This window comes from Pontibacter sp. E15-1, assembly GCF_022601975.1.
GTDB lineage: Bacteria > Bacteroidota > Bacteroidia > Cytophagales > Hymenobacteraceae > Pontibacter.
Genome location: NZ_JAKVIR010000024.1, coordinates 1 through 20,453, shown reverse-complemented (window position 1 = coordinate 20,453; position 20,453 = coordinate 1). Strand labels below are relative to the sequence as shown.

Annotated in this window: 23 protein-coding genes; 16 read left to right on the top strand and 7 right to left on the bottom strand. The window is 51.1% G+C overall.

Annotation, left to right across the window (positions count from 1 at the left end; genetic code table 11):
• Positions 1 to 146: 146 nt before the first annotated feature.
• The 7 genes from MKJ04_RS16620 to MKJ04_RS16590 all read left to right on the top strand — a co-directional run bounded on the left by MKJ04_RS16620 (position 147) and on the right by MKJ04_RS16590 (position 6,244).
• Entirely contained in the window at positions 147 to 449 is a 303-nt protein-coding gene (locus tag MKJ04_RS16620; RefSeq protein WP_241642788.1) for a nucleotidyltransferase family protein, read from the top strand.
• Complete coding sequence (locus MKJ04_RS16615) at positions 439 to 771, top strand: DUF86 domain-containing protein (protein ID WP_241642787.1); 333 nt, start codon at positions 439 to 441, stop codon at positions 769 to 771. Before MKJ04_RS16620 ends, MKJ04_RS16615 begins: the two co-directional genes overlap by 11 nt.
• Before the next feature lie 135 nt (positions 772 to 906).
• Positions 907 to 1,152 carry an AbrB/MazE/SpoVT family DNA-binding domain-containing protein gene (locus MKJ04_RS16610; protein WP_241642786.1) on the top strand — a complete coding sequence of 82 codons (246 nt, stop codon included), beginning with the start codon at positions 907 to 909 and terminating at the stop codon, positions 1,150 to 1,152.
• Positions 1,143 to 1,466 (top strand): type II toxin-antitoxin system PemK/MazF family toxin, encoded by a 324-nt coding sequence (locus MKJ04_RS16605; RefSeq protein WP_241642785.1) that lies wholly within the window; start codon positions 1,143 to 1,145, stop codon positions 1,464 to 1,466. Before MKJ04_RS16610 ends, MKJ04_RS16605 begins: the two co-directional genes overlap by 10 nt.
• A gap of 200 nt (positions 1,467 to 1,666) precedes the next feature.
• Complete coding sequence (locus MKJ04_RS16600) at positions 1,667 to 2,509, top strand: 1,4-dihydroxy-2-naphthoyl-CoA synthase (RefSeq protein ID WP_241642784.1); 843 nt, start codon at positions 1,667 to 1,669, stop codon at positions 2,507 to 2,509.
• A 449-nt stretch (positions 2,510 to 2,958) separates the two neighbouring features.
• Positions 2,959 to 4,521, top strand: coding sequence for a hypothetical protein (locus MKJ04_RS16595; RefSeq protein ID WP_241642783.1), 1,563 nt, complete (start codon positions 2,959 to 2,961; stop codon positions 4,519 to 4,521).
• Positions 4,522 to 4,609: 88 nt separating this feature from the next.
• Positions 4,610 to 6,244 (top strand): hypothetical protein, encoded by a 1,635-nt coding sequence (locus tag MKJ04_RS16590; RefSeq protein WP_241642782.1) that lies wholly within the window; start codon positions 4,610 to 4,612, stop codon positions 6,242 to 6,244.
• A gap of 847 nt (positions 6,245 to 7,091) precedes the next feature.
• On the opposite strand, the gene MKJ04_RS16585 is transcribed toward MKJ04_RS16590, so the two are convergent.
• From MKJ04_RS16585 to MKJ04_RS16570, 4 genes are all read right to left on the bottom strand, one after another.
• Positions 7,092 to 7,844: an SDR family NAD(P)-dependent oxidoreductase gene (locus MKJ04_RS16585; protein ID WP_241642781.1), complete on the bottom strand. Its 753-nt coding sequence runs from the start codon at positions 7,842 to 7,844 to the stop codon at positions 7,092 to 7,094.
• A 5-nt stretch (positions 7,845 to 7,849) separates the two neighbouring features.
• A complete protein-coding gene (locus tag MKJ04_RS16580) occupies positions 7,850 to 8,632 on the bottom strand; it encodes a porin family protein (protein ID WP_241642780.1) in 783 nt (260 codons plus the stop codon).
• Positions 8,581 to 9,303, bottom strand: a complete 723-nt coding sequence (gene ubiE, locus MKJ04_RS16575) for a bifunctional demethylmenaquinone methyltransferase/2-methoxy-6-polyprenyl-1,4-benzoquinol methylase UbiE (protein ID WP_241642779.1) — start codon at positions 9,301 to 9,303, stop codon at positions 8,581 to 8,583. Before ubiE ends, MKJ04_RS16580 begins: the two co-directional genes overlap by 52 nt.
• 162 nt (positions 9,304 to 9,465) lie before the next feature.
• Positions 9,466 to 11,421, bottom strand: coding sequence for an OmpA family protein (locus MKJ04_RS16570; protein ID WP_241642778.1), 1,956 nt, complete (start codon positions 11,419 to 11,421; stop codon positions 9,466 to 9,468).
• 691 nt (positions 11,422 to 12,112) lie between these two features.
• Between MKJ04_RS16570 and yihA the strand changes: the two genes are divergently transcribed.
• The 9 genes from yihA to MKJ04_RS16525 all read left to right on the top strand — a co-directional run bounded on the left by yihA (position 12,113) and on the right by MKJ04_RS16525 (position 18,259).
• A complete protein-coding gene (yihA, locus tag MKJ04_RS16565) occupies positions 12,113 to 12,718 on the top strand; it encodes a ribosome biogenesis GTP-binding protein YihA/YsxC (RefSeq protein ID WP_241642777.1) in 606 nt (201 codons plus the stop codon).
• A 79-nt stretch (positions 12,719 to 12,797) separates the two neighbouring features.
• The gene (locus tag MKJ04_RS16560) at positions 12,798 to 13,175 is read left to right on the top strand and encodes an energy transducer TonB (RefSeq protein WP_241642776.1); all 378 of its coding nucleotides are present in this window, start codon (positions 12,798 to 12,800) and stop codon (positions 13,173 to 13,175) included.
• A 21-nt stretch (positions 13,176 to 13,196) separates the two neighbouring features.
• Positions 13,197 to 13,643: a DUF5606 domain-containing protein gene (locus MKJ04_RS16555; RefSeq protein WP_241642775.1), complete on the top strand. Its 447-nt coding sequence runs from the start codon at positions 13,197 to 13,199 to the stop codon at positions 13,641 to 13,643.
• 62 nt (positions 13,644 to 13,705) lie between these two features.
• Positions 13,706 to 14,008, top strand: coding sequence for a hypothetical protein (locus tag MKJ04_RS16550; protein ID WP_241642774.1), 303 nt, complete (start codon positions 13,706 to 13,708; stop codon positions 14,006 to 14,008).
• A gap of 143 nt (positions 14,009 to 14,151) precedes the next feature.
• Positions 14,152 to 15,426 carry an aspartate kinase gene (locus tag MKJ04_RS16545; protein WP_241642773.1) on the top strand — a complete coding sequence of 425 codons (1,275 nt, stop codon included), beginning with the start codon at positions 14,152 to 14,154 and terminating at the stop codon, positions 15,424 to 15,426.
• Positions 15,427 to 15,573: 147 nt separating this feature from the next.
• The gene (locus tag MKJ04_RS16540; RefSeq protein ID WP_241642772.1) at positions 15,574 to 15,798 is read left to right on the top strand and encodes a hypothetical protein; all 225 of its coding nucleotides are present in this window, start codon (positions 15,574 to 15,576) and stop codon (positions 15,796 to 15,798) included.
• Between the two features lie 107 nt (positions 15,799 to 15,905).
• On the top strand, positions 15,906 to 16,679 hold the full coding sequence (locus MKJ04_RS16535; RefSeq protein WP_241642771.1) for an enoyl-CoA hydratase-related protein: 774 nt from the start codon (positions 15,906 to 15,908) through the stop codon (positions 16,677 to 16,679).
• Positions 16,680 to 17,156: 477 nt separating this feature from the next.
• Positions 17,157 to 17,597, top strand: a complete 441-nt coding sequence (locus tag MKJ04_RS16530) for a Fur family transcriptional regulator (protein WP_241642770.1) — start codon at positions 17,157 to 17,159, stop codon at positions 17,595 to 17,597.
• Positions 17,598 to 17,620: 23 nt separating this feature from the next.
• A complete protein-coding gene (locus tag MKJ04_RS16525; RefSeq protein WP_241642769.1) occupies positions 17,621 to 18,259 on the top strand; it encodes a peroxiredoxin in 639 nt (212 codons plus the stop codon).
• 126 nt (positions 18,260 to 18,385) lie between these two features.
• Here the strand turns inward: MKJ04_RS16525 and MKJ04_RS16520 are convergent, their stop codons facing one another.
• The 3 genes from MKJ04_RS16520 to MKJ04_RS16510 all read right to left on the bottom strand — a co-directional run bounded on the left by MKJ04_RS16520 (position 18,386) and on the right by MKJ04_RS16510 (position 20,368).
• On the bottom strand, positions 18,386 to 18,913 hold the full coding sequence (locus MKJ04_RS16520) for a GNAT family N-acetyltransferase (protein ID WP_241642768.1): 528 nt from the start codon (positions 18,911 to 18,913) through the stop codon (positions 18,386 to 18,388).
• Between the two features lie 98 nt (positions 18,914 to 19,011).
• Complete coding sequence (locus tag MKJ04_RS16515; protein ID WP_241642767.1) at positions 19,012 to 19,632, bottom strand: hypothetical protein; 621 nt, start codon at positions 19,630 to 19,632, stop codon at positions 19,012 to 19,014.
• An 85-nt stretch (positions 19,633 to 19,717) separates the two neighbouring features.
• Positions 19,718 to 20,368, bottom strand: a complete 651-nt coding sequence (locus MKJ04_RS16510; RefSeq protein ID WP_241642766.1) for a hypothetical protein — start codon at positions 20,366 to 20,368, stop codon at positions 19,718 to 19,720.
• Between the last annotated feature and the right edge of the window lie 85 nt (positions 20,369 to 20,453).

Here is a 20,453-nt window from a genome sequence, read left to right as displayed (position 1 = left end):
CAAAACATGCAGAAAAAAACAACTTTGGCTAACACTGTATAAAAATCATGCTACGGCCGACGGCCTTACACGTTTTTTATACTAACCGTTGGGCAAGACAAAAATCATAAACAACAGTATAATAAAATAAGCGTAAATTGTGCACCATGAAAGCTATCAGAGATCATATGCAGCAAATTAAGAATCTATGCGACGAGCATAGTGTTCGTTCTTTATTTGCGTTCGGCTCTGTAACAACAGACAAATTTAAGCCTGATAGCGATATTGATCTAGTCGTGGACATTTCTTCTGAAGATCCTATAGAGTATACAGACCATTACTTCACATTAAAATTTCAGTTAGAACAAATACTCCACAGAGAGATTGACCTTCTAGAACAGAAAGCAATCAGAAATCCATTTCTCAAACAAGAGATTGACCAGACGAAGGTACTTGTTTATGAAAAGTGAAATCCGCATTTGGCTTGCAGATATCAAAAAAGCGATTGCAGAAATATATCAGTTTTTACCCGCCGAGAGGAATTTTCTACTCTTTCAAAAAGACTTAAAGACAATAAGGGCAGTTGAGCGTAATCTGGAAATAATTGGCGAAGCGATTAACAGGATATTAAATATTGACCCTTCCATTCAGATTACACATGCCCGCAGAATTGTAGACACCAGAAATAGAATTATTCACGGCTATGACACCGTGTCCGAAGATATTATATGGGCAATAGTCATCCGAGAACTACCAAATCTTGAACTCGAAGTAGATGCATTGTTAAAATAAAATTGCCTAGCCCAAGCTAAATCACACCAAGACGTGCTTTAGCCAAATCCGTTACCTATCATATAAATTCACAGAACTTTGTCTTGAAGCCAGGCGTTTATGTAATAACTTTGTAATTACATAAGACATAAGTGCATGGAAGTATCAATCATTCAAATAGGAAACTCCAAGGGACTTCGACTGTCAAAGTCCATTCTCGATAGGTATAACATCAAGGATAAAGTTGAGCTAATACTGGAAAAAGGGCAGATTATTTTAAGACCAGTTGAGCATCCAAGAAAAGGCTGGGACCAAGCGTTCAAGAAAATGCATGAGAACGGCGATGACCAACTTTTACTGGATGATGTGTTTGGTGATGAAAGCTTTGACGAATGGAAGTAAGCCAGTATGAAATCGTCCTGGTGAATCTGGACCCCACTATAGGAAGTGAAATACAGAAGACAAGGCCATGTGTGATAATTTCCCCGGATGAGATTAATCATAATCTAAGAACAGTGGTTATCGCCCCGATTACGACCAAGAGCCGGAGTTATCCAACTCGTGTGAAAGTAAAGCACAATAATCAAGCGGGCTGGGTAGTGATTGACCAGATAAGGACAATTGACAAAGTCCGCATTGTTAAAGTGTTAGGTAACCTGAACCCTTCAGAAATAGCTGCCTGCAAAAGTGTGACAAGAGAAACCTTCGTTGACTAATAAAAAAATGATTGGTGATATTTGGTGAAGCCGTAACCCTTGCGTCGCTTCGTGCTTCGGCTTCATTAAACGTTACAAACACATCCCACCTAATCCAAAAATAGCTTTAAAATTCAGGCAAACATCAACCAAACCAACAGCTAAAATACCAGTTGAGCCACTGCGCAGAAAAGGCTACCTTTGGCTTTTAATTCTGTGTTATGAGCAAGATAAACTGGAAAACCGTAAAGGAATACGAGGATATAACCTATAAAAAAGCGGATGGCGTGGCCCGTATCGCTTTTAACCGCCCGAACGTGCGCAACGCGTTCCGCCCGAAAACGGTGGCAGAACTGTTCGAGGCGTTTTTGGATGCCCGCGAGGACACGTCTATTGGTGTGGTGCTGCTCTCTGCTGAGGGCCCTTCTACCAAAGACGGCATCTACTCCTTCTGCAGCGGCGGCGACCAGAACGCGCGTGGGCACCAGGGGTATGTGGACGAGGCCGGTATGCCGCGCCTGAACATACTGGAAGTGCAGCGCCTGATGCGCTTTATGCCGAAGGTGGTGATTGCCGTGGTGCCGGGCTGGTGCGTGGGCGGCGGCCATTCCCTGCACGTGGTCTGCGACCTGACGCTGGCCAGCAAAGAACACGCGATCTTCAAGCAAACCGATGCCGACGTAACCAGCTTCGATGGGGGGTATGGCTCTGCGTACCTGGCCAAAATGGTGGGCCAGAAACGCGCCCGCGAAATCTTCTTCCTGGGCCGCAACTACTCCGCGCAAGAGGCCTACGACATGGGTATGGTGAATGCCGTGGTGCCGCACGAGGAGCTGGAGGACACCGCTTACGCCTGGGCGCAGGAGATCCTGCAGAAATCACCGACATCCATCAAAATGCTGAAATTTGCCTTCAACGCCACAGACGATGGTATGGTAGGCCAGCAGGTGTTCGCCGGGGAAGCCACGCGCCTAGCTTACATGACGGACGAGGCCAAAGAAGGCCGAAACGCCTTTCTGGAGAAGCGCAAGCCAAACTTCAAAGACATCCCCTGGATTCCGTAACCCGGCCCGATATAAAACAAAGCGCGCCCGCCACAGTTGTAGCGGGCGCGCTTCTTTTCTGCCCAATGCCTGAAATCGGCCCTCGCTACAGCTTAACTTGCCCGTATACCTCCACGCCATACTTCCGCACATCCGGGGCAACGAGGCTAAGGTTGTCGTTTACGATTTCGTATTATACTCATGTCACCGTGTTTCATTGGCCACGAATTGTATGGCTCCTCGCGCTAATAAAGCAGAAGAGGGCAGAGGAACAAAATACCCTTATAGCCAAAGAATATATTCCAGCATCCATCCCCTTTCAAAAAGCTACCGTTGCCTTACACCAGACGCCTGTTCACTTAAAATTTCATCCTAAAAATGAGTGAAAACATTATAGCTGAATTACGTTATATAGAGTCACAAAATATGAAGACTCTTGTATGAGAATGCACCCTGTGCAAGGTTTACTTGTGCTCCTCCTAACCCTGTCTGCTGGCTGCGCCCGAAAGAATTTCTTTGCCAGCACCCCGCTCGTCGATGCCGCCGTGCGCACGCAACTGCAGCAGTCACCTGAGGCGGTAGACAGCGTTACCGTGAAAGCCGGTAAGCACTACAGCCGCGGCTTCCTTCACCGCATCTTGTGGGGGACGCACTACCGCCCCGTGTGGAACGCTCCGGTAACAGCGCCTGTGCTGGACCTGAACACGGCGCACGGTGGCCTGACTGTGAAAGAGATCGGCGGTGGCTTTCAGACAACCAGCATGACCCTGGCCGACTCCAGCGCGTTTACCTACGCGCTCCGCTCTCTCGACAAAGACCCCATCCGCGTACTGCCGAAGGTATGGCGCAAGACATTTGCGGCCAATGTGCTTCGCGACCAGATTTCTGCCATCAACCCCTATGCCGCGCTCACGGCGCCGCCCATGGCTGCCGCCGCTGGCATCATGCATTCTACCCCCCGGCTGGTGTATGTGCGCCCCAACGACAGCGCGTTCGGAGAGCACAAAGAACGCTTCGGGGATAAGGTATACCTGCTGGAGGAAAAATTTGACGGCGATAAAACTATTACCGCACAGATGGGCAAGGCCGTGGACATAGACGGATCGGGCACGGTGCTGAACAACCGCTATGGCGACAACGACGTGTTTATAGACCAGGTAGCCTTTGCCAAAGCACGCCTCTTCGACATCCTGATCCATGACTGGGACCGGCACGAGGGCCAGTGGGAATGGGCACAGTACAACGAGAACGGCATCCGCATCTACCGCCCCATCCCCAAAGACCGCGATAACATGTACTACCGTTTTCAGGATGGCATCATTCCCTGGATTTTCAGCCGTAACTGGGCTATCCGCAAGTTCGAGTCTTTTGATGATGAGTTTAACGATGTATACGCCCTGACCATGAACTCCAGGTTTATCGATGAGCGGGGGCTTTCCGCCCTGACCCGGCAGCAGTTCGACTCGTTGGCGCACGTGCTGCAGAAGCAGATTACCGACCAGGTGATCGCGGAAGCAGTGCAGCAGTTCCCCAGTTCCGTGTATGAACTGGTGGGCCCGGCCACGCAGCGCAAATTAATTAGCCGCAGAGATGCACTACCCAAAGCCGCCGAAGAGTTTTATAAGATACTTGCCAAAGAGGTGCTGGTAGTTGGCACTGACGTGGAAGACACGTTTGAAGTGAAGCGCCTGAACGACGAGGAAACAGAGGTAACCGTCCGCCGCAAGTCCGACGACATCATTACCTATCACCGTGTATTCTTCCGTTCCGAAACCGAGCTGATCACGCTGCACGGTCTGGCCGGAGATGATGACTTTAAGGTGACCGGCAAGGCTGGCAAAGGCATTAAGGTAAAGATTGTGGGAGGCCGCGGCGAGGATGAGATTACCGACACCTCCAAAGTAGGTGGCTGGGGCAAAAAGACCTGGGTATACGACACCGAGCGCGGCACCGAGCTGAAGGCAGGCCCGGAAACCAAAGACAAGCGCACTAGCGACGTGCGCGTTCACGCGTTCGACAGGGAGGGCTTTTGACCGGTCTTATACCCCCGGTATACCGGCAACCCGACAAGCGTTGCCGTAGATCACTCTCTGACCGAAATAAAAATTGTACGACATCTGCATGAATCTTTTGAAACCACCATACCTCCTTTCGCTACTCGTGTTCGCCCTGCTGGGTACGAGCGGCTGCAGCGACCGCTTCGAACACAGCGTGCAGCAAATCCCCTTCCCCGCCGACACAACCTCTCTGGCCCCAGTGAGCTACAAAGACAGTACCGTGACGGTGGCCGCGGGCACCCATTACAAGCGCAGCAAACTGCACACCTTCTTCTATGGCAAGCACTACCGGGATGTATGGACCACTCCGGTCACGGTACCTGTGCTGGACCTGGGCACCGCGCACGGTGGCCTCACCCCGGTTCGGCTGGGGGGCAGCAGGCAGTCCATAAGCCTTCACCTCCAGGATACCGCCGGAACGGAGTACGTGCTGCGCTCCGTAGACAAAGAGCCCGCCAGTAGCCTGCCCGAGAAATGGCAGCGCAGCTACCTGGCCAACATTGCCCGCGACGCCACCTCGGCCACGCACCCATACGCCGCCCTGGTGCTGCCGGCCATGGCAGATGCCCTGGGCATGTACTATGTAGTGCCGGAGCTGGTGTATGTGCCCCACGACGCGCGGTTGGGGAAGTTCAAGAAGACGATGGGCGGCACCCTTGCGCTGCTCGAGCGCAGGCCCAGCGGCGACCAGTCTGACTATGCCCCCATGGGCAGGGCCAGCCATGTCAAAAGCAGCCGGTCGGCCATTACGGAGCGCCTCTCCGACAACGACTCTTACTTCGATGCCCGCTTTTACCTCAAAGCCCGCCTCTTCGACATGCTGATCGGTGACTGGAGCCGCCATGAGGACAACTGGCGTTGGGCCGAGGAAGCGCATGCCCCAAAGGCATACACGTACAAAGCCATTCCCCGCGACCGCGACAATGTGTTTTACCGGCTCAACGACGCGCCCATTCCCTGGCTGTTTATGCAACTGAACCTCAAACCGCACTTTCAGACATTCCGGAGCAAGATTGAGAACGTGGAGAAGCTGAACCGCAGCGGCCGCAACCTGGACGAGCTCATCCTGGCAGAGCTGGACTGGAAAGACTGGGAGGAAATGGTGGACAGCGTGCAACACGCCTTGACTGACGAGGTGATCGAGCAAGGCTTCCGGGCCATGCCGGAGCCAGTGGCCGCTGTCTCGGCTCCCGCCATCAAAAAAATGCTCCGAAGTCGCCGCGACGGGCTGCTGGATGCGGCCTACAGCTACTATTCTACGCTGGCTTCCACTGTGCAGGTGGTGGGCACAGACAAGCACGAGCGCTTTGAGGTGGCGGTACTCTCTCCGGAACAGGTGCGGGTGCGGATGTATAAGACAAACAAAAAGGGCGACGAAAGGGAGCTGCGCTACGAAAGGACTTTCGAAGCCGATGACACCGAGGAGATCCGGCTATACGGGTTAAACGGCGACGATCACTTCAGCATCAGTGGCAACGTCCGGCCGAACCTGAAAATATCCGTCTGGGGCGGAGCCGGGGAAGACAGCTATCAGGTGGAAGGCCAGGGCAGCAAGCTGGGCAAACAGGTGCTGCTCATCGACACCAAGTACCGGAACACCTACGAGGTGGACAAGCATACCACCGTGGAGATAGACGACGACCTAAAAGCCAAAGACTTTGACGCCGAAGGCTGGCTGCTCCATTATTACCTCAACTAATAATACCGTTATCAAAAAGATTCAGCGCAGTCAAATAGAAGGCCGCACAGTCTGTAAAAGTCCCCCTTGGGGGTAGGGGCCCTCGACGAAGAAGGGGGCAGGGGGATGAGAGGCGGCCGGAAGCACCTTTCCTGCTCTTGCCTGATGAGAAACAGCTTCTAATATATCGCACAGTAGATTGTCCGTAGGGAGTGTCATCCCCCAACCCCCTTCAAAGGGTAGGGCCGTTAAGTTCTAACGAAAATTGTCCCCTTGAGGGGACCGCAGGGGTGTAAAGCCGGCAAAAATAACCTTTCGCAAAGAGCAAACACCCCTCTAACTCCCCTCAAGGGGAGAATCGTTTTTCTGCTATATTAAATCTTTACGTGAAGACATGGTGCAAATTCTTAGAACTTAACGGCCCTACCTTCAAAGGGGGACAAAAGAGGGCAGTTTGTAACAGTAGGCAATAAACACTGCACGAAAATACTTTACTGCGCTTAATCCATTCGATAATGGGCTTATTTTACCATTATCAAATAGATTCAGCGCATTTGGGCTTGCTCATCAGGAAGAAGCAAAAAATAACCCGCCCCTACCCCCACGAGGGGAATTGCATTACTTGAAAGGCAAGGCAATATGCGACCATCCATTGGTATGGGTATACACTGGCCAAACTACTTCTAAAAAAGTCAAGCCCCACCCCACCTATACCCTATACCCATAGCAAAAGGGGCGACACCATCTAGTGTCGCCCCTTCTTCTTTTTAGCTTGGCTACTAAGCAAATTTTATCTTGTGTCTTGATACTTGTGTCCTGATACTTGTGTCTTATGTCTTGATACTTGTGTCTTATGTCCCTGTTATACTTACTGCTTCTTGTGCAGTATAGTGGCTGCGGCCTGTGCCGTGGGCAGCACCAGCACCTCTGCCAGGTTCACGTGCGCGGGGCGCGTTACTATAAACGCGATCAGCTCGGCAATATCCTGAGCCTGCAAGGCATCCAACCCTTTGTAGACTGATGCCGCGCGCTCTTTGTCGCCTTTGAAGCGCACCTCCGAAAACTCGGTTTCCACCAGCCCCGGATTTACCTCAGACACCCGGATCCCTTCCTGCACCAGGTCGATACGCATGCCCCGGGTAAGGGCATCGACGGCAAATTTAGAGGCGCTGTACACGTTCCCGTTAGGGTATACCTCCTTGCCCGCGATGGAGCCAATGTTGACGATATGGCCTTTCTGGTGCGCCAGCATGAGCGGCAGCACTGCCTTGGTCACATACAAAAGCCCTTTCACGTTGATGTCGATCATGGCGTCCCAGTCCTCCACAGAACCTTCCTGGATTGGGGCCAGGCCGTGGGCGTTTCCTGCGTTGTTCACCAACACCTCCACCTGCCGCCAGGCTTCAGGAAGCGATGCGATGGCCTGCTGCACGGCGGCGTTGTCGCGCACATCAAAGGTGAGGGTATACACCGGAACATCGGCCAATTGCTGCTTCAACTCTTCCAGACGCTCGGCGCGGCGCCCGGTGGCGATGATGCGGTATCCTTTTTTGGCCAGTTCCAGCGCGGTAGCATGGCCTATGCCGGAGGTGGCCCCGGTTATCAATGCAATTTTAGACATGATCCTTACTCAAAGAAAAGTATCAGTGAAATATTATGGTTGGTCGTCTTCTGGATAAAGTTGCTATAATCGCTGTTTGCAACAGGTATGTGCTGGTTAAGCAACCCGTGCGAAAAGCGCAGCTCCGGGGCAAACTTAAAGTAGGGGTAAAAGATGTCCAGCCCAATACCATACTCCAGCGCAAGGTCGAAACTCTCCACCTGCAGTTGCCTGGCTTCGTCGTCCACGGTATTTTTCCCCTTCCCCAGGTCAATGCCCGGTTTTATACCTGCCACCAGGTAGGGGCGGTAGTTCGAGCGGCGCTTGGCTTTATACTTCAGCAGCACCGGAAGCTCAATCATGGTAGAGTTGATGGACTGCGTGTCGTCGATGGGCTCGCCGCCATCTTCCGGGCGCACGTTAGCAAACTCGATACTGCGGTTATAGAACCCAACGCCCGGCACAAAGCGCGCATCAAGGTAATCGGCAATGCGCACGTTCAGTACCAGCCCGGTATAAAAGCCAAGGCTTTTTTTTGTGTTCACGCTCACAGCGTTTGTGCCGTTCGGGTCGGTTATAAACTGGTCGGCGTATGCCTGGGAGTGCTGCAGGTTATACCCCGTATAGGGCAGAGCCAGGTAAAAGCCATAATGCACCGGCCGCTCGTCGTAGCCCGGCTTGTTCAGGTCTCTGATCTTGCGTTGGGCCGATGCGGTGGTGCCGCCCAGCAGCGCCAAGGCCAGCAAGCCGGCTACCGTTATTTTTTGCCTATGTAAATAGAGCTGATGCCAAATGTGAGTGAATGCCATTTTGTGCTTTTGAATCCGACTTTTTGGTAAATACTGAGAAATTGCTGCCCATCCGGGAATGCCTGCACCGATGCCGGCAGGTAGGTATAGGCCGCGTTGTCCTTAGAAACGATCTTGCCTACAACCGGTAGTATATTCTTGAAATAAAATTGGTAAAGTTGTTTCATCGGAAAGCTGCGCGGCTTCGAGAATTCCAGCACCACCGCCGTTCCGCCGGGCTTCAGCACCCGGTACATGTCTGCGAGGCCTTTCTCCAGGTTCTCAAAATTCCGCACCCCAAACGCCACCGTTATCGCGTCGAAGGTATTGTCGGCGAAGGGCAGGTTCTCCGAGTCTCCGTACTGCAGCTCGATTTTGCCCGTCAGCCCCTTTTTTGCCAGTTTCTCCCGTCCTACGGCCAACATCCCCTCCGAGATGTCTACCCCGATGATTTTGTCCGGGTTCAGGCGCAGCGTCTCAATGGCGAAGTCTGCCGTGCCAGTGGCAATGTCGAGCACCAGCTTTGGCTTTTCGGGAGCCAGCAGGCGCACGGCCTTCTTTCTCCAGACAATGTCGATGCCCGCGCTCAGGAAGTGGTTGAGGAAGTCGTACCTGGCGGCGATGTTGTTAAACATTGTGGCCACTTGCGACTTTTTGTCGTCATTTTGGTCTTTGTAAGGTAGTACCGCCATGCGTTTTTTGTAAGGTAAAGTTCCGGCAAAATTACGCTACCAAAACTATATTCCACGGTTTATGTTCCAAAATATAAAAAAAGCAGGCCGGAGAACGCTCCGACCTGCTTTTTTTATACCCTATGGCGTCTGCCTCAGGCACTTAATCTGTTAAAGCGACTATTACTTCATAACGGCGTCATCCTGGCGCGGCAGCACCTTAAACTCCGTTCTTCTGTTCAGCTGCATGTTTTCCTCCGATGTGTTCGGCACGGCAGGGCGGCGCTCGCCATACGTCACGGTTACCAGGCGCTTCGGCGAAATGCCTTTGCCCACCAGGTAGTCGTAAGCGGCGTCCGCGCGGTTCTGGCCCAGCGTCATGTTGTAGCCGTCAGTGGCACGCGCGTCGGTATGGCCCTCGATGCTGATGTTGATCGTCGGGTTGGCCTTCATGATGCGCAGGATGTTCTCCAGTTCTGTGATAGACTCCGCACGCAGGTCATACTCATCCAGGTCAAAGTAAACCGGCTTCATGGCGTACGTTCCAGGCGCAAGCACGCCCGTGGTGTCGATAAAGTCGATGTAGAAGTTCTGGGTAATGGCTTCGGCCTCAGTGATTACGGCCGGCACCTCAATTTCCTGCGTCTCGATCACGCGGCCGTCTCTGGACAACTGCACCTGGTATTTTCTGCCCGAAAGCACCTGCACGTTAAAAGAGGCAGAGTCAGGCTTCGTTACATCGCGGTATGAGATCGGGCGCTTGTCGGCCTGCAGACCGTTGAAGATCAGCTCCACACCCGGCACCAGTATACTGTCGGCCTTCGTAAACACCTGCCCTTTCAGGCCTGTGTTCTTGATGTAGCTGATCGTGTAGATGTCTTTTTCGCCGTAGCCGCCGATGCGGTAAGACGACAGGTAGGCATAGCTGCCATCCGGGGAAAGGCGGTAATACGTGTCGTCATCCGGCGTGTTGATCGGGGAGCCGAGGTTAACCGGTCGTGCCCAACGTCTGGCAACAGAGTCATACTTGGCAGAGAAGATATCGTAGCCACCCATTGAGTTGTGCCCGCGGGAGGAGAAATAGAGCGTGCCGTCGCTGGCCAGGTATGGGCTATCGTCGTCAAACTCGGTGTTGATGGTGTTGCCCAGGCTCTTGGGGGTGCCCCAGGTGCCGTTCACGATGCGCTGAATCATGTAGATGTTCAGGTCACCGTTTTCGGAGTAATGGTTTGTAGAGTAAAACAGCGTGGTGCCATCCGGGGTGATGTATGCGTCGGACTCAAAGTCGCGTGAGTTTACCTTGTCGCTGATGCTCTTGGGGGCTCCCCACGTACCGTCTGACTGGCGCTCAGAAACCATGATGTCGCCGTTGTTCTCTGATTGGTAAAGCAGCAGCTTCGTGTCGTTGTCAAAAAGCTGGATAGAGGCATCGTGGCCGCGGCTGTTCAGGGCACCCGGCACGCTGCGCGGCTTTTCCCACTCATCGGTGCTCACGCGGTTTGTCTCAAAAATATCCTCATAGTACTCGCCGTCCTGGGCTTCCTGGCCACCAGTGGAGGCCGAGCTGCGCGACGTGAAGAGCAGGTAGTTGTAGTCAGAAGAAATCACGGGGCTATGCTCGGAGTAGGCCGTGTTCACGTGGTCGCCCAGGTTGTTCACAAAAACGTCCTTCGGGTTAGCTGTCTCGCGCTTGGCGTTCTTGGCATACTGAATCAGCTGCGCCACCTCTGCGCGGCGCTCATCGTTGCGCTTCGGGATGTCTTTCTGATAGGTCTGAAAGTGCTCGATGGCGCTGTCGAAGCGGTAGTTGATGTGGTCTACGCGGCCAAGCCAGTACTCCAGGTCGCGGTCAACTTTTGGCTTCAGCTTCTGGGCACGGTAAAGGTAGTCGGCCGCCTTCTCTTTGTCGAAGGTCATGTAGCTGACACCCGCTCGGAAGAGCGCCTCCGCGTTGTCCTGGTCCGAAGCAAGCACCTGCTCATACAGCGGCAAGGCCTCCCGGTAGTTCTCTTTGTCAAAGAATTTATTTGCAGCCCGCAATTGCTTTCTGGTGCTTTGGCCCATGGCAGAGGCTGCCAGTAGACAGATAAAGACCAGCAGCATTGAGAACCGCGAAAATGATTTGGCTAATTGATTCATGTGTAAAGGGGTTTGTTATACTTTCCTTGAATTTTAGTTGATGATAGTATGAAAGAGCGGAAGTGCAAGGTACGTCTTACCTGAGTGCTGATCTCGCTTCTATACGTTTGATATTAAAAATGGTATATTCAATTTCTACCTTATTTCGAATATTCCCCTGCCCTGTCCCGACGCCGGCGCCCCACGATCACCCGATTTATGCCAACGCTTTTGCAAACATACATTACTAAATTAGAATATTATCTATATTTTTTTGAACCTGCAAATATACTAATTAATAAATATTAAAAAACGCTTTCTGCCCATGCCCCCTATAGCTTCCCACCGTCTGGTTTTCCTCGTGACCCACTCCGGCAGGGCTTTCCTCTTCTGTTGGTTTTATGCCTCTGTTTCAGGGGTTGCTGAAATACCGAGCAGGGCAAGGGGCAAAATTGCATCATTTTTGATTCACGGCACCTATAAATTGGGTAAATGAAGCCTACGGCAGGTATTAATGCCTGTAAACCATGAGGGAGTGTTTGCGGGGTATGGCCCGCTGCAAGGGGGCGGCGGATGGGCCGTGGTTTATATGGGCAAATAAATTCGTAAATTGCCGCCTCCCCCAAAAGCCGACTGCCTTTTTCCGGATGGCTTTCCGGGGTCTGCGGGCATACAGCCGGCATCTTAGCGCATATATTACCACTCCAGCAACATGATAATAAAAGAAGCAAAATTCCTGATGAGTAACACCCGGGTAGAAGAGTGCCCGGCACCCGACAAGCCGGAGTATGCCTTCATCGGCAGGTCTAACGTGGGCAAGTCGTCCCTCATCAACATGCTGACGCAGCAGAAAGGACTGGCCAAAACCTCCTCGGCCCCTGGCAAGACGCAGCTCATCAACCATTTCCTGATCAACAACAGCTGGTATCTGGTGGATTTGCCGGGGTATGGCTATGCCAAGGTAAGCAAGAGTTCCCGCGAGGACTGGCGCAAGATGATCAACTACTACTTTCAGAAACGCGAGAACCTCACCTGCGTGTTTGCCCTGATCGACTCGCGGCACGAGCCCCTGCCGCAGGACCTTGATTTTATCAACCACCTCGGAACCATCGGGGTGCCTTTTGTACTTGTATTTACAAAGCTCGACAAGCAGTCCGCCAGCAAAACCGAGTCAACCATAGCGGCTTATCAGCGTAAAATGCGTGAAACCTGGGACGAGCTTCCGCAGATGTTCCGCACCTCTGCCGAGAAAAAGACTGGACGCGACGAGATTCTGGACTTTATTGAAGACGTGAACGCGCAGGTTCAGAACCCGTAACGCAGCCCCTTTCGGCAGGTATGCATTTGGCGTTGTGCGGGGAGTGCCCGGTAAAGTTGACATCTAAATGTTTACCCTTATGAAAACCAAAATCTCACTTTTGTTTCTTTTCTTTGCCTTTGTAACCTTCACAGCCACGGCGCAGGAGGAGAAAAAGGTATGGGTGCCTAGTCAGGTTATACCCGTGGCAGAGTTCCACGAGGGTGGCCTGGAAGGCATGTATGCGGCCATTGACGCCGAGCTTGAGTACCCCGCGCTCGCAAAGCGCAACCGTGTGCAGGGAGACTGCCTTGTCAGCTTCACGCTGAACGAGGATGGGTCTACCTCTAACTTCAGGGTGCTGCGCAACGCGGGTGCAGGCACCGGCGAGGAGGCGATGCGCGTGGCCAAGCTCCTCAAGTTCAAGGCTCCCGGCTACGGCCTGAATACCAGCATCCCGATAATGTTTAAACTTTAACCAATACTAGTTTTCGCTTTTATGCCTATTGACTTAAGACAAATTGCTGCCATTGCTGGCATGAGTGGCCTTTTTAAGGTTGTAAAACCCACCCGCACCGGTGTTATCGTAGAAAGCCTGGAGGAAAACCCGAAAAACATGGTAGCCCAGGCGCGCCACCGCATGTCGCTGCTGGACGAGATCTCGATCTATACCACTGACGAAGAGGGCACCATACCCTTGGCCGACGTGTTTGAGAGAATGCACCAGAAGTATGGCGACACGCTGCCGTTGGGCGAGAAGCCGAGCAACGAGGAGTATAAAAGCTTTATGGCTGACCTGCTTCCGGAGTATGATGAGGAGCGCGTATACGTGTCGGACATGAAAAAACTGGCCATATGGTACTTCATCGTGAAAGACTTTGTGGGCTTTACCGAGGAGGCACCTGCCGCCGAGCAAGAGAAAAGCAAAGAAGAAGAGCAAGCCTAAGCACCAAAAGCCCTCCGCAACCGGGGGGCTTTTTCGTTGTGACGGCCATTCCCTGAAAGCACATGCCGTATACCCCCGCCATCCTGACCAGCGCGACCAACCACCTGCAGAAAGTGTTTGATGTGGACCACCTGCCCGCGCGCGACCTGGAGGCGCTCCACTACAAGATCGCCCACCTGGTTCAGCACCTGCTCCGAAACGATTTCAACCGCCTGCTGCACATCCTTTACCGCATCGATGTGGATGAGCGCAAAGTGAAGGAGGCGATGATGGCCGAGGAGCCGGAAATCATCGCGGAGCGCATCTCCCGCCTGATCCTCCGGCGCGAGCTGCAGAAAGCCGAGATCCGTTTTCGCTACAGCTAGCAAGGCTCCCTTTTCCCCCTTTTCTCGTATACCCCTGCGGCATACCGTGGCATACTTCCTCGGCCGTGGCTGGTGTTATGCACAGGCAGCCTTCCGGGCCATACCTGTAGGCAAAGTTGGGAACAACCGCTATTTTTGAACGCATGAGCACAAACAGACCCACAGTATATAAATTCGGAGGCGCCTCGGTTAGAGATGCCGAAGCCTTCCGTAACCTGGCGCAGATTGTAAAGCTGTATGGGGGCGAACGGCAGCTGCTGATCGTGGTGTCGGCGATGGGGAAAACCACCAATGCCCTGGAGCTGGCAATAGACCTGGCATACCGGCAGCAGGACTTCGCGCCAGCGTACCAACAGACCAAATCATACCATCAGGAAGTGCTGCAGGGCCTGTTCCCTGAGTCCGAACATCCGGTATACCAGCGCATGTCGCATCTGTTCGCCGAAATGCACGACATGCTCCGGGCCATACAGCCCACCTACGCCTACGATAAGGCCTACGACCAGTTGGTGAGTTACGGGGAGCTGCTCTCCTCTACACTGCTGCACCATTTCCTGCAAGAGCAGGGTCTTGCCTGCACCTGGGTAGACAGCCGGAAGTATATCCAGACTGACAGCACCTGGCGGGAAGCCAAAGTAGACTGGCCCTGGACCGAGCGCCTGATCGGCCGTGACCTCCCCGCGCTGCTGGAGCAGCAGATTGTGGTGACGCAGGGCTTTTTGGGAGGCACCAACGACGGCCATACCACCACCCTGGGGCGCGAGGGCTCTGATTTCAGCGCCGCCATATTCGCCTATGCCCTCAACGCCGCCGCCATGTATATCTGGAAAGACGTGGAAGGCTTGCTGAACGCCGACCCCAAGCACTTTGCCGATACCGTGCGCTACCCCACCATCTCCTACCAGGAAACATTGGAGATGGCCTATTACGGCGCTTCGGTCATCCACCCGAAAACCATAAAGCCCCTGGCCAACAAGCAAATTCCGCTCTATGTAAAGTCTTTCCTGAACCCGGCGGGCGAGGGCACCAAGATTTGCGAATGCCGCTTCGAGAACATTGCGCCAGCCTATATCATTAAAGAAAACCAGTGCCTGGTGTCGTTCAGCGTGAAGGATTTCACGTTCATCTCAGAGAAAAACCTGGGCACGATCTTCAATGCCCTCTCCGAGCTTCGCCTCAAAATCAACCTGATGCAGAACTCGGCCATCTCCTTTTCCATTTGCACTGATTACCATCCGGAGCGCCTCCAGGGGCTCATCCAAACCCTGCAGGATCAGTTTGTGATCCACTATAATACAGCACTTACGCTATATACCGTAAAAAACTATGACACAGCCAGTTTAGGAAGTATTTTATATCAAAAAGAAGTATTGCTGGAGCAGCGCACGCGCACCACTTTTCAGTTTGTAAGCCGATGAGGCCGGGGCAGGGCAAATTGCACTTAATATGAAAATGTCTTCGATATAGCTTCTTTATATCAATTCTTTGTAGTTACTTTGCGCGGGCAGAAGGGTACCTGATGATAGGCAAATTCTTGTAAAACAAACTGACGCTTTAAAATAAACATGCAACCAGCAGAAAAAGTCACCCCTGGATTTATGTTCAGGCTTTCCCTCCTCTTCGTGCTCCTGATCGCAGGGGTAATTTTCAAAACCACCGACTTAAACAAAAAAGGAAACAGCAAGCCAATGCCGCTCTCGCCGTTTTCTAACGCCGCCGAACCCGGCAGCCCGGACATGCAGCAGCTGTATAACCGACTAGTGAGCAGCGAGTCTGTTTCCGCTATCTAAGCGCACCGTTCCACTGCCATTGCTGCCCGCCCTTCCGGTGGGCTTTTTTTATGGGTTTTCGGGAAAAGCCGTAACTTGAGGCACATCACCAGAGAAACAGAAACAGCATGGAATTTATACTTGTAGACCCACAGGCGCGGCCGCATGTCGCCCTGATCCAACTCAACAGACCTAAAGAACTGAACGCCCTGAACCTGCAGCTGATGGGCGAGCTGCGCGACACGCTGAAGCAGCTGGATGACGATGAGCAGGTGCGCGCCATCATCATCGCCGGAAACGAGCGCGCCTTCGCCGCCGGGGCCGACATCAAACAAATGGCCGGCAAAACTGCCATCGACATGCTGAACGTGGACCAGTTCTCTACCTGGGACCAGATCCGGAAAACAAAAAAGCCGATCATCGCGGCAGTGTCGGGCTTTGCGCTGGGCGGCGGCTGCGAGCTGGCCATGACCTGCGACATGATTGTGGCCTCGGAAACCGCCACGTTTGGGCAGCCCGAGATAAAGATCGGCGTGATGCCGGGAGCAGGCGGCACACAGCGCCTGACACGGGCCATCGGGAAAGCTAAGGCCATGGAGATGGTGCTGACGGGCAAGTTTATGAGCGCCGCCGAGGCGGAGAAGCACGGGCTGATCAACCGGGTTGTACCCGTGGAGCTATACCTCGAAGAGGCCTTCAGACTGGCTGCAGACGTTGCCCAGATGTCGCCGGTGGCGGCCAGGCTGGCAAAGGAAGCTGTGAACCGCTCTTTTGAAACCCAACTGGACGAGGGCCTCCATTTCGAGCGCAAGAACTTCTACCTCTGCTTTGCCTCCGACGACCAGAAAGAGGGTATGGCCGCCTTCGTGGAAAAGCGCAAGCCTGATTTTAAAGGGCGGTAAAACGTGAAGCCGGGAGCGAAGTGCTCTCTGCGCCTTACTGGTTTGCCAAATTAAAAATTAGAAATTAGAAATTAGAAATTAAGAATTAAGAATTAGAAATGAGGCCTAAAAAATCGTTTCTATGCATCAGGGCTTTCGCAATGCTGCCCTTGTTGCGTCTTTTGACCAACAAGTTGTTGGTGAGAACACACAACAACGGCAGGCTGCAGACTGCTTTTGCTCCTTGTTTCGATTAGATGTGAAAGTCCTGTTCATCTAAAAACGAGCGCTACTACTGGTAATTAAATTGGTCGAGCCCTGCCCTTCCTGGCCGTTCCATACCCTGCCGCGAGACAGGCAGTTGATGTTTAACATTTAATTTAAGCGCATCGGTTGCAGCCCTGGCTTCTTCGCCTTACCTTTGCAGGAATTCTTCCTAACTGAGAATAATTCCTGGCTAGAAACAGCAGCATGCAACATCCCCTGAACCGACATACATTGCGAGAGCGCCTACTGGAGAGCGGCCTGAAGGCCACTCACCAGCGCATTGTGGTATATGAGGCGCTGATGGAGCTGCACGGCAGGCACCCGATGGCGGAGGAGGTATACCAGTTGCTGAAGCCCGCTAACCCCACCATCTCGCTGGGCACGGTGTATAAAACCCTCGACACGTTTGCAGAGGTGCGCCTGATACACAAGGTACTGTCGGAGGAGGGTGGCAAGCGCTTTGACGCCAACACCACGGCACACAGCCACATTTACTGCAGCAACACCAAAGAGATTATCGATTTCGAGGACGGGGAGTTGGACGCGTTGTTACAGGCATTTCTGCACAGCCGCAACATCCGCAACTTCGAGCTGACCGGTTATACCCTGCAGCTGAACGGCAAGAAGGTAGACCCGGAAAACCATGTTAGCATTTCAAAATCAACAAAATAGATCACTAAATTTAAATTTTATATATGGCAGTATTAGTAGGCAAGAAAGCACCGTCTTTCAAAACTACAGCCGTTATCAACGGCGATGAATTCGAGGAAAATTTTTCATTAGACCAGTACATCGGCAAGAAGCACGTGTTGTTCTTCTTCTGGCCAATGGACTTCACCTTTGTATGCCCTACCGAGATCCTTGCTTTCCAGGACAGGTTGGCTGATTTCGAGCGCAAGGGCGTAGCCGTAGTAGGCTGCTCCACCGACACGCACATGTCGCATTACGCCTGGTTGAACACACCACAGGACAAAGGCGGGATTGAAGGCGTGACTTACCCGCTGGTAGCTGACGCAGCAAAGACAATCTCCCAGAACTTCGACGTGCTGGCTGGCTATTACGACTATAACGAAGAAGGCGAGTCTATCTTCGTAGGTGAGCCGGTAGCTTACCGCGGGCTGTTCCTGATCGACATGGAGGGCGTTGTACGCCACCAGGTTGTGAACGACATGCCCCTTGGCCGCAGCATCGACGAGGCGCTGCGTATGGTGGATGCCCTACAGTACTTCGAAACAAATGGCGAAGTTTGCCCCGCCAACTGGGAAGAAGGCGAAACCGCGATGCAAGCCACCAAAGAAGGCGTATCGACATACCTTGCCAATCGACTGAACTAGGCTACACCAGCTTATACCTATACCAGAAAAGCCACTGCATTTGCGGTGGCTTTTCTGGTATAGGATTGTTGTTTATACCTGACAGGTGATGCAAATGTATGGCTGTGTCTAGTAACTATACTAGCGTTAGGTTTTCTTTATTGGCTCCTCAGGTCTTTCTATTTTATACCAATTATTTAGGACACCATCGCACTCAAAAGTCTCAATAAATTTCATCCCTATTTTCTGGAGTATTTTATTTGAAGCTATATTCTCGACATGGGCTGCTGCATAAATCTCAGGCAAGTGCAGCTTCTGGAAACCATAAGCTAATGCTGCTACTGCGGTTTCCGTTGCAACACCTTTCCCCCAATACTGCTTCTTTAACCGATACCCTACATCATAATAAGGGAAGTTTTTACGTAGGACTTTTTCATATTTTAATCCCGACCAACCCAGAAATTCGTGCGTTTTCTTATCAATTACTGCCCATCGCCCGATTCCATTCTCTTTGTACTGCTCCCGAATATAATTGACGATGCCCTGCGCCTCTTCTATACTCTTGATCGGTTTGTTGCCCAAATAGGTGTGCACTTCTGGGTCTGAGTCGAGCTCAAAGATATCCTGCGCATCACTCTCAAGTATTTCTCTCAGTATAAATCGCTCAGTTTCCACAGGTGCTTTAATTTGCGTTTTAGGTTTTTGGGACTGCTAATGGTTTAGCTAAATGGCCGTTTTAATGCCATTTTGGTTATACTTAGCCAGTTTTTAAGCTATTCACTCTTAAAACTTTTCCAAATTTCATAGAGTTCTTTAACTTCATCTTCACCGAAATAATTATTAAACAGTCTACAATTACCAAAGTAAGCCATGCACTCTCCAAACTTTAAATACTGAGTTTGTGGAATCGATTTTCTGTGTAGGCACTTTTCTAAAATCTTTAATCGTCCTTTTTCGTCCTGCTCAATTATTTCTCCGAGTCTTTGAATTTCGGAGTTTGTGTATCTATTGATTATTGATTTTATTCCCTTCATGGAATCCCAATATTTTCTAGCAGCCATTCCTTGATCAACTCTTCGAAATCTTCCTTTAGACAAAGCAAAATTGAGTTCATCTCTCCTTTCAAAAGCAATATTCTGGCTTTTCAATTCAGTCCAGAAATATTCTACGTCAATCCCAATACTTTCTTTCCAAAAAGTCAAAACCTCACTCGTCAGAGATTTCAATTGAGTTAGAGTCGATTTGTTATTTGCGAGTTCCTTAATCTGCATAGAGTGATTTACAAAAGCATCTTTAGTTGTCTTATCGAAATTTTGTGAGGTTGTCATTATTCGGTTTTGTATTTCGATTATCAACAACAACTGCTCTGTATATTTCTGTTTTTCACTCATCATTTGTTCAAATGTCCACTAATGGCTCGTGCATGAGGCGATCTAGGCCGTCGATCGTAACATGGCTTATACACAATGTTATGGATTGTTATTTTTCATCTGTCCCATAAATTTTTCTAAATTCTAGCTCTATCTCTTTGTTTATCTCTTCCATAACTTCAAGTGTATCTTCAAGTTTACCACTAGGCCATATTCCAGCAACCATTAGTTCGCCTTCACTTTGTTCAGTATTCTGTCCAGAATCAATCCACGGGAGAACACCATCTATATAATCTTGTATAAATTTATCTAGCTCTGGAAAAAGAGATTTAATTTTATCATTCAGGGCTACAGGAAAAAGTATCTTATTTCTATTATAACTTCTTTTGAATTCAAGTCTAATAGAAGAAAGGTGGTTGATTTCATCATTCGTGTCCATTGGTGCTGTAAATTTTTCTCCAAAAACCAAGAACTTCACGAATGACTGTAGTTCTTGAAACCTTTGATAGCAATCATGTACAGCATCAACTTGTTTTTGATGTTTAGTACTAAACTTCACTAATTCTTTATCTATACCAGATTGAAAGGTTTTTAAATTTTTTTCTGTAATCCCTTCAGCAACCTTTTCAATTCGTTTTTTGAAAAAGCTCCAAAGGGCAAATCCGCTTATTGCTAATACTATAACAAATACTACTGCTCCTATCCCGTATAACTGTTGTATATCTTCTAGTTCAGAGACAATTTTTTCTAATTCTTCCAATTTATTATTTTAACTCAAGTTGTGTGGTAGGCTCTAAAGGTAAAAAGAAAAATGGTTGGCTAACAAGAAGCCAAGCACCTTTAGC